Raw genomic sequence first — 8,689 nt, forward strand, 5'->3', positions numbered from 1 at the left:
GCCTTCATTGTGGCAGCCGCGCCAGCTCGCGCTTGATGCCGGCGATGTCGCTTTCGTTGCGCGCGATGCCAGCCTTCATCTCGGCCACGCGATCCAGGTACCGCTGGTGGTTGCGCGATTCGATGCCCTGCTTGTCGGGCTCGCCGTTGTTGTAGTCGCGGACCATCTCGTTGTGCTTGGCCTCGGCCTTCTTCAGCTCGGATTCGAGGATGGAGCGGGCATCGGCGTCGCGCGCGCGCTGCTCGCTGGAGACGACGCGCTGGCTGGAAGGCGGTGCCGAGGCGACCTTGGTCCCGCCGCCGCCGTTCGACGTGGCCGGGGCAGGCGCTGGATTCGCGACTTTGGTGCCTTCGACGATGGTGACGTTGCCGCCTTCAACCGCCTTGCAGACCTTGGTCTTGGCCTCGACGGGATCGTTGGTGTAGGCGTTGCCGCAGCGCCAGATGCGGGTCTGGGCCTGGGCGCCTGCCGCGGCCATCGCGGCGGCAAGGGAAATCAAGAGCAAGCGTTTCATGTGCAGTCTCCGCGCACCCATGGTGCAGGGAACGGCTTTTCAGTATCGCGCAAACTCTTCAATAGTCCAATTAACCGATTGATTTAAAAAGGAAAAGGCGACAAATGTCGCCCTTTCGCACGCTGCGCTGTGAGAATTCGTTACAGCGAGTAGTACATGTCGAACTCGATCGGATGCGTGGTCATGCGGAAACGCGTGACCTCCTGCATCTTCAGCTCGATGTAGGCGTCGAGCATGGAGTCGGTGAACACGCCGCCCTTGGTCAGGAAGCTGCGGTCCTTGTCCAGGTAGTCCAGCGCCTGGTCCAGGCTGTGGCACACGGTCGGGATCAGCGCGTCTTCTTCCGGCGGCAGGTGGTACAGGTCCTTGGTGGCGGCTTCGCCCGGATGGATCTTGTTCTCCACGCCGTCCAGGCCGGCCATCAGCAGCGCCGCGAAGCCCAGGTACGGGTTCATCAGCGGGTCCGGGAAGCGCGCTTCGATGCGGCGGCCCTTCGGGTTGCTCACGAACGGGATGCGGATGGAGGCCGAACGGTTGCGCGCCGAGTAGGCCAGCTTCACCGGGGCTTCGAAGCCGGGCACCAGGCGCTTGTAGCTGTTGGTGCCGGGGTTGGTGATGGCGTTGAGCGCGCGCGCGTGCTTGATGATGCCGCCGATGTAGTACAGCGCGAATTCCGACAGGCCGCCGTAGCCGTCGCCGGCGAACAGGTTCTTGCCGTCCTTCCACACCGACTGGTGCACGTGCATGCCCGAGCCGTTGTCGCCGACGATGGGCTTGGGCATGAAGGTGGCCGTCTTGCCGTAGGCGTTGGCCACGTTGTGGATCACGTACTTCTGCAGGATGGTCCAGTCGGCGCGCTGCACCAGGGTGCTGAAGCGGGTGCCGATCTCGTTCTGGCCGGCGCCGGCCACCTCGTGGTGGAACACTTCCACCGGGATGCCCAGCTGCTCGAGGATCAGCGACATCTCGGCGCGCATGTCCTGCGTGCTGTCCACCGGCGGCACCGGGAAGTAGCCGCCCTTGACGGTGGGACGGTGGCCCTTGTTGCCGCCTTCGATCTTCTTGCCGGAGTTCCACGGCGCTTCGTACTCGTCGATTTCCACGAACGAGCCGGACATGTCGGCGCCCCAGCGCACGTCGTCGAAGATGAAGAACTCGGGTTCGGGGCCGAAGAACGCGGTGTCGCCCAGGCCACTGGCCTTCAGGTAGGCCTCGGCGCGCTTGGCGATCGAGCGCGGGTCGCGGTCGTAGGCCTTGCCGTCGCCCGGCTCCAGCACGTCGCACGAGAGGATCAGCGTGGTTTCTTCGTAGAACGGGTCGACGTTGGCGGTGACCGGGTCCGGCATCAGCAGCATGTCGGAAGCCTCGATGCCTTTCCAGCCGGCGATCGACGAGCCGTCGAAGGCGTGGCCGGAAGTGAACTTGTCCTCGTCGAAATGCGAAACCGGCACAGTGACGTGCTGCTCCTTGCCGCGGGTGTCGGTGAAGCGGAAGTCAACGAACTTCACTTCGTTGTCCTTCACCATCTTCATCACGTCTGCGACGGTCTTGGCTGCCATCAGGTTCTCCTGGGGGTTGTGAATGTTGGTTTTCGGAATGGGTATGCCGCCGGGAATGCAGTTTCTGTGCCAAAGCTGGTGCATGGCGGCAGCCGCGGAGCCCGGCGATTGTCCACGATCTTGCGGGCTGTTTTCCTGTGCGGCTCGCCTGCCGACGAGCTGAAGCACTGCATTGGTGCGAATGCAGAGCACCAATGCGGTGCTTGCTAATTGCGCACCAATTCAGGGCCGAGCGGCACATTCAGCGCCCGCAGGCCAAGTAGCAGGTCCGCATAGGCAGGCTCGACCTCGGCAGGAGGGCCTTTCACGCCCAGGTCGATGTGGCGGCCGTACTGCGGATGGTCCACGCTGGGCAGGCTGAACACCTTCACCGCCGGGTGGTCGCGCTCCAGCGCCTCCATCAGCGGCGTCAGGGTCGCCTCCATCGAGCCGAACACGATGACCGACTTTTCCACGTAGGCGCCGCGCTGGAACAGGTGCGCGTAGTGGGTCTCCAGCACCGACTCGATCATCGGCCAGGCCATGACCGGAAAGCCGGGCACGAAATGCACCGTGCCGACAGTGAAGCCGGGAATCTTGTTGTACGGGTTGGGGATGATGGCCGCGCCCTTGGGGAACACGCCCATGTTGAGGCGGTGGATGGTGTCGGGCCGGTCCGGCGCGTAGGGAATGCCCTGCTCGCGCGCCATGTCCTGCATGCGCTCGCGGATCAGGGCGGCGGCCTCGGGATGCAGTTCCAGCTCGGCACCCAGCGCGCGGGCCGCGCACTGGCGGGTGTGGTCGTCGGGCGTGGCGCCGATGCCGCCGCAGGAGAACACCACGTCGCCCGAGGCGAAGGCGCGCGCCAGCGTGGCGGTGATGCGGTCGGGCGAGTCGCCGACGTATTCGGCCCAGGCCAGCTGCAGCCCGCGCGCGGCGAGCAGCTCGATGGCCTTGGGCATGTGCTTGTCGGCGCGCTTGCCCGACAGGATCTCGTCGCCGACGATGACGAGGCCGAAATCAGGCCGGCGGGTGGCGTGGCTGTGGGGTTCGCTCATCCCCCAATGCTAGCGGCACATCGACCACCCCGGCCCGCACCGGGACGGGAACGGCGGCCCGCTCGGCGCGCAGCTGCTCCAGCGCGGCCAGGCAGTAGTGGGCGAACCAGAGCGAGGAGAACGCGAACACCAGGGTGTAGATCCAGATCGCCACCGGCACCAGGATGACGAAGGCGGCCGCGAACAGCGCGCCCGACGCCCAGACGATGCTCGGGGCGGCGCCGAGATACCCGGTGAGCACGCCGATGCCCAGCAGCCGCAGGCGGTGGCGGCGAAAGACCTCGCGCCGCTCCTCGCGGCTGGCGTGCGCGGCCAGCGCGTCGAACGCCATCACCCGGTAGGTGAGCCAGCCCCAGATGAGCGGCGGCAGCACCATGATCAGGGGCGGAATCAGCCACAGCGGCACCGACGCCACCATGGCGATGGCCGCCAGCAGCAGCGAGCCCAGCGACCACAGCGCGCTGGCCAGGAACGAGCCGCCATGCTTGCGCTCCAGCCCGGCGAAGCGGCGTTCGGCCACCATGCCGACCAGCGAGGGCGTCATCATCAGCGCCACCACCATCAGCGAGACCAGCACCAGCGCCGGCGTGACGGCGAAGATCACGATCAGCGGCGCCACCACGGTGCGCAGGCTGCCCAGTCCCATGGACTGCATCCACCCGCCGACGGTGCCCAGCAGGCTGGACGACTCCAGCCAGCCGCGCACCAGGTCCAACGACGCGTCCCAGTAGAAGTAGCCCAGCCCCAGCGAGATCGCCACCGTAACGATCAGCGGCAGGAACGAGAGCGCGATGACGCGCGGGTGCAGGCAGTACGCCACCGCGCGCCAGAAGGAGTCCAGGAGACCCGTCACGCCCTGCCGATCAGGCGCTTGAGTCCAAGCCACTGCTGCGACCAGAAGCCGCGGCCGTAATCGCGGCCGCGCTCCACTTGGTCGCGGATGCCGGTGGGGTCGTAGCGGTTGTCGAAATTCGAGGTGCGAAACAACATGTCCCACCAGGGTAACAGCACGCCGAAGTTGTGGCCGCCCAGCGCCGGGCTGCGGTCGCGCACCAGGGTCTCCTGGCGCGCGGCGTCGTTCTCATGGCCGATGCCGATGCTGTGGTGCAGGCGATGGAAGCGCGGGCTGACCCACAGCCGCTCGCCGAAGCGGCCGAACGCCAGGCGCAGGTTGGCGTGCTGCAGGCTCTCGCTCAATTGCGTGAACGCGACGATGGCAACGAACTGGCCCGGCTCCACGCCGATGACCTGTCCCAGCACCACCAGCAGGCTGTCGCGGATCAGGTCGTCCAGCAGGTGGTTGCGGTTGTCGCTCCACATGGTCATCTGCCGCTGCGAATGGTGCAACGCATGCAGCCGCCACCACCACTCCCAGCCATGCTGCGCCCGGTGCACCCAGTAGCCGACGAGGTCGAACACCACCAGGTAGAGGGCGAAACTGATGACCGGATGCTCGGTCACCTCCACCCAGAACTGGTCGATGTGCAGGGTGCCCCAGCCGGCCACCCGCGCCATGCCGAACAGCTCGTCGAAGAGCGGCTCCACGGCCAGGAACAGCACCACCCGGAACAGCCCCAGGCGGTGGATCAGGGTGTAGAGCACGTCGGTGCGCACGCCCGCCTGGTCGGTCACCGGTTCCACCGGCCGCCAGCGCTGCAGCGGCCCGATGACGGCCACCATGACCACGATCTGGACCAGGCCGACCAGCAGCCAGCCGGTGGCCGTGTAGCCGTCTTCCAGCAGGTGGCCCAGGCCCACGGCGAACATCAGCGGCTGGATGACCGACTCGAACAGCCACTGCTGCGTCAGGGAATAGAAGTCTTCGATCCAGTGCATGGAGGTCAGGGGTGCGCCGCGATCCACTCGCGGTACGCGGGATGGTCGCGCAGCGACGCGAAGCAGAAGCCTCTTTGTCTCAGGCCGCCGAGCAAAGGTTCCAGCACCGCGGGCGCCCACGGTTCCTTGCGCGACCAGATGCCCAGGTGCGCCACCAGGATGTCGCCCGCCCGCACGTCACGCAGCGCGTTGCGCAGCAGGGCGTCGTTGCCGACCAGTTCGCTGGGCAGTTCGTCGCCCAGGAACCCGGCCGGCGCCCAGGCCACGTGCTTCCAGCCGCCCTCCTCCGCCGCCGCCAGCAGCCGCGGCGAGGTCTTGCCGCCGGGCGCGCGGAACAGCGGCAGCGGCTTTTTGCCGGTGACTTCCTGCAGGCGGCGCGCCGCCTTGGCCAGCTCGGCGCGGTACTGCTCGCCGCTCCAGGCGAGGTCCTTGCCGGCATCCGGGCCGGCAGAAGGACGCAGCTTGAAGCGGCCGTCCGGCAGGTCGGCACGCCAGGAGGCGTGGTCGAAGGTGTGCGGTGCGAACTCGTGGCCCTCGGCCGCGCGCGCCTTCCACCAGGGCGCCCAGTCGTTGCCCAGGCTGCCGTCGCCGGTCTGGGTGCGTTCGTGGGCGGCGAAGAAGGTCACGCGCACGTCGTGGCGCTTGAGCGTATCGGCAATCAGCTGCGCCACGCCCATGTGGCCGGTGTCGAGGGTCAGGTAGAGCGGCTTGCCGCAGGCGGGTGACGACGCCGCGCGCGCCGGCAGCGCAACCGCGGCCGCCAGCCCTGCCAGCGAGAACAGGGCGGCGCGCCGGCTGGTGCGCTCTTCAGCGCGCCGCGTGATCGAGCGTCCAGACGCCATGGGGCGACTTGCCGACGTTCACCTGGCGCACGATCTTGCGCGTTTCGGTGTCGATGATGGTCAGGCGCCTGGCCCAGCGCGAAGTGGTGAGCAGGTAGCGGCCGCCGGCCAGCACCTCCATGCAGTCGGGGCCTCCCGGTGCGGAATATTCGTCCACCACCTGCAGGGTCTGCAGGTCGATCTTGCTGATGGTGTTGGCCACGCGGTTGCTCAGGAACACGTGGCGGCCGTCGCCCGCCGCGCGGAACGCGTGGGCGCCGTTGCCGGTGCGGATCTGCCGCACCGACCTGGGCTGCGGGCCGCTCACGTCGAACACCTCGACGCTGTCGCTGCCGGTCAGCCCGACCAGCACGGTGCGGCCGTCGCGCGTGCCGTAGATGTCGGCCGGCATCGGCCCGGTCTTGATGCGCCACTTGAGCGTCTGCGTGGCCAGGTCGATGGCGACCAGCTCGTCGCTGTCCTGCATGCTGGAGTAGGCCGTGGCGCTGGCGGCATCGATCCAGATGTGGCTGGGGGTCTTGCCGGTGGGAATGCGCTTGGCCAGCTGCAGGTCCTTGCCGTCCCAGCGGTAGATGTCCACGTGGTGCAGCCGGTTGCCGGCGGTCACCAGCCACTTCATGTCGGGCGAGAAGCGCAGGTGGTACGGGTCCATGATGCCGCGCACCGTGCGCTGGATCTCGGCCGTTTTCGGGTCGATGAAGGTGAGCGAATCGGCGAACGCGTTGGCCACGATGACCGACTTCTCGTCCGGCGTCATGTACAGGTGGTGCGGCTCCTTGCCGGTGGGCAGGCGCTTGACTTCGCTCCAGGTGGTGGGGTCCACCACGCTGACCGAGGCGTCCAGCGAATTGAGGACGAAGACGGGGTATTTCGGCAGGGCGGCCTGCGCGAGGGCGCTGCCGCAGGCCAGGGCCAGCCAGGCTGCGGCGACACACCCGAGACAACGGGAAAGGAGTTTCACGAACTTGACTTCCGGGGCAACCCAAGAGTTTAGCCGCAGCCACCGCGGCGCGGCCGGAGCTTGGGCGTAACATCCAATCGATGGAACGCCTGCTCGTCAATGGTGTGGGACTGGAGGTTCAACGCGTCGCCGCCCCCGGCGGAGGACCGCTGGCGCCGATTGTTTTCCTGCACGAGGGACTGGGCTCGGTGGCCATGTGGCGCGATTGGCCGCACCAGCTCTGCGCAGCGACAAACCGCTCGGGCGTGATCTTTTCACGGCGCGGCTACGGCGCGTCTGACGCCGTGCCCGAGGTGCGCGGCGCCGGCCGGCTGGCGCCTGACTACATGCACCGCGAGGCGCTGGAGACGCTGCCCGCGCTGCTGGAGGAACTGGGCATCGAGCGGCCGGTGCTGCTGGGCCATTCCGACGGCGGCACCATCTCGCTCATCCATGCCAGCCACTTCCCGGTGAAGGCGGCCATCGTGATGGCGCCGCACGTGATCGTGGAAGACGTGTCGATCCGCGCGATCGAGCAGGCGCGCGAGGCCTACGAGCACGGCGACCTGCGCGCGAGACTGCAGCGCTACCACCGCGACGTGGACTGCGCCTTCTGGCAGTGGAACGACATCTGGCTGAGCCCGGCGTTCCGCGACTTCGACATCCGCTCCGAATGCCGCCGCATCGTCGCGCCGGTGCTGGCGATCCAGGGCGAGGACGACCCCTACGGCACCCTGCGCCAGATCGACGAGATCGCGCCCCAGGGCCTGTGCCAGACGGAGAAGCTGCCCGCCTGCGGCCACTCGCCGCACAAGGACCAGCCGGAGCAGACGATCGCGCTGATCGCGAAATTCCTGACGTCGCTCAGCTGAGAGTTCTCTTTTCTTCATTCCCTCTCCCTCTGGGAGAGGGTTAGGGTGAGGGCTCCCGCAGCGCTGCCAGATCCTCCACCCCCAGCCACCGCCACCGCCCCGCCGCCAGATCCGCAGGCAGCACCAGCCCGCCGATGCGCGAGCGGTGCAGCCCCTCGACCCGGTTCCCGACCGCCGCGATCATCCGCTTGACCTGGTGGTACTTGCCTTCGGTGAGCGTCAGCCGCAGCTCCAGTTCGCCCGTGGCCTCGCACGCCGCGGCGGCCACCGGCTTCGGATCGTCGTCCAGCACCACGCCTTCCAGCAGGCGCCGCACCTGCTCGGCGTCCACCGGATGCTTGGTGCGCACCTCGTACACCTTGGGAACGTGGTGCTTGGGCGAGCTCATGCGGTGGATGAAGCTGCCGTCATCGCTCATCAGCAGCAGGCCGGTGGTGTCCTGGTCCAGGCGGCCGACGGCCTGCACGCCCTGGATGCTGCTCTTGGTGGGGCGCTGTCGCAGCGGCCCGGGCAGCAGCGTGTAGATGCTCGGCCACGCCGACGGCTTTTGCGAGCACTCGGTGCCGGCCGGCTTGTGCAGCAGGAGATAGGCCTTGTCGGCGAACGGCCAGTCCACGCCCTGCACCGTGAAGCGCAGGCCCTCGGTCGGGAATTCCGCGCCGGGGTCGGTGCAAGGTGCGCCCGCGACCGTGACGTGCCCGAGCTGGATCAGCCCCGCGCACACGCGGCGCGTGCCGAAGCCCTGGGAAAAGAGAATGTCCTGCAGTTGCATGCGCGGCGAGTATCCCACCGCGCGGCGCAGGCGCCGCCGACCGGGGCTACGCGGCCGGCGCCAGCACCGTGCGCATGCGCCACTGGTCGGCCACCGCGAACGCCGTCGCCAGCACGTAGCCGGCGAACACCAGCACCGCCATCGACGCCAGCCCGAATGCATCCATGGCCATGCCGGTGACCGCCGGCCCGGCCATCTGGCCCGCCGCGCAGGCGATGGTGGCCGTGGCCAGCGCGCTCGGGCCGGCCGCCGTGCCGACGCGTTCGCGCGCATAGGCGCTGGCCACCGCCGGCGTTGCCGTCAGCCCCAGCCCGACC

Annotated in this window: 10 protein-coding genes; 1 reads left to right on the top strand and 9 read right to left on the bottom strand. The window is 68.2% G+C overall.

What is annotated here, in order from left to right:
• Window positions 1-4: 4 nt before the first annotated feature.
• The 7 genes from H0U68_RS10710 to H0U68_RS10740 form a co-directional block, all read right to left on the bottom strand.
• Entirely contained in the window at window positions 5-514 is a 510-nt protein-coding gene (locus tag H0U68_RS10710; protein WP_296355380.1) for a hypothetical protein, read from the bottom strand.
• A gap of 140 nt (window positions 515-654) precedes the next feature.
• Window positions 655-2,073 carry a type I glutamate--ammonia ligase gene (gene glnA, locus H0U68_RS10715; RefSeq protein ID WP_296355382.1) on the bottom strand — a complete coding sequence of 473 codons (1,419 nt, stop codon included), beginning with the start codon at window positions 2,071-2,073 and terminating at the stop codon, window positions 655-657.
• Between the two features lie 206 nt (window positions 2,074-2,279).
• Window positions 2,280-3,110, bottom strand: coding sequence for a molybdopterin-binding protein (locus tag H0U68_RS10720; RefSeq protein WP_296355384.1), 831 nt, complete (start codon window positions 3,108-3,110; stop codon window positions 2,280-2,282).
• Entirely contained in the window at window positions 3,073-3,963 is an 891-nt protein-coding gene (locus H0U68_RS10725) for an EI24 domain-containing protein (protein ID WP_296355386.1), read from the bottom strand. The genes H0U68_RS10720 and H0U68_RS10725 overlap by 38 nt, the downstream gene beginning before the upstream one ends.
• Window positions 3,960-4,946, bottom strand: coding sequence for a sterol desaturase family protein (locus H0U68_RS10730; RefSeq protein WP_296355388.1), 987 nt, complete (start codon window positions 4,944-4,946; stop codon window positions 3,960-3,962). Before H0U68_RS10730 ends, H0U68_RS10725 begins: the two co-directional genes overlap by 4 nt.
• A gap of 5 nt (window positions 4,947-4,951) precedes the next feature.
• Entirely contained in the window at window positions 4,952-5,788 is an 837-nt protein-coding gene (locus H0U68_RS10735) for a polysaccharide deacetylase family protein (RefSeq protein WP_296355391.1), read from the bottom strand.
• Window positions 5,754-6,704: a YncE family protein gene (locus H0U68_RS10740; protein WP_296355404.1), complete on the bottom strand. Its 951-nt coding sequence runs from the start codon at window positions 6,702-6,704 to the stop codon at window positions 5,754-5,756. Before H0U68_RS10740 ends, H0U68_RS10735 begins: the two co-directional genes overlap by 35 nt.
• Before the next feature lie 125 nt (window positions 6,705-6,829).
• On the opposite strand from H0U68_RS10740, the gene H0U68_RS10745 reads away from it, so the two are divergent.
• On the top strand, window positions 6,830-7,600 hold the full coding sequence (locus H0U68_RS10745) for an alpha/beta hydrolase (RefSeq protein ID WP_296355393.1): 771 nt from the start codon (window positions 6,830-6,832) through the stop codon (window positions 7,598-7,600).
• Between the two features lie 40 nt (window positions 7,601-7,640).
• Here H0U68_RS10745 and H0U68_RS10750 read toward each other — a convergent pair whose 3' ends face one another.
• A complete protein-coding gene (locus H0U68_RS10750) occupies window positions 7,641-8,372 on the bottom strand; it encodes a 16S rRNA pseudouridine(516) synthase (RefSeq protein ID WP_296355395.1) in 732 nt (243 codons plus the stop codon).
• Between the two features lie 46 nt (window positions 8,373-8,418).
• On the bottom strand, window positions 8,419-8,689 hold a 271-nt coding region (locus H0U68_RS10755; protein ID WP_296355397.1), incomplete at its 5' end, for a hypothetical protein.

The sequence above is a fragment of the Ramlibacter sp. genome (genome assembly GCF_013697775.1).
GTDB lineage: Bacteria > Pseudomonadota > Gammaproteobacteria > Burkholderiales > Burkholderiaceae_C > Ramlibacter.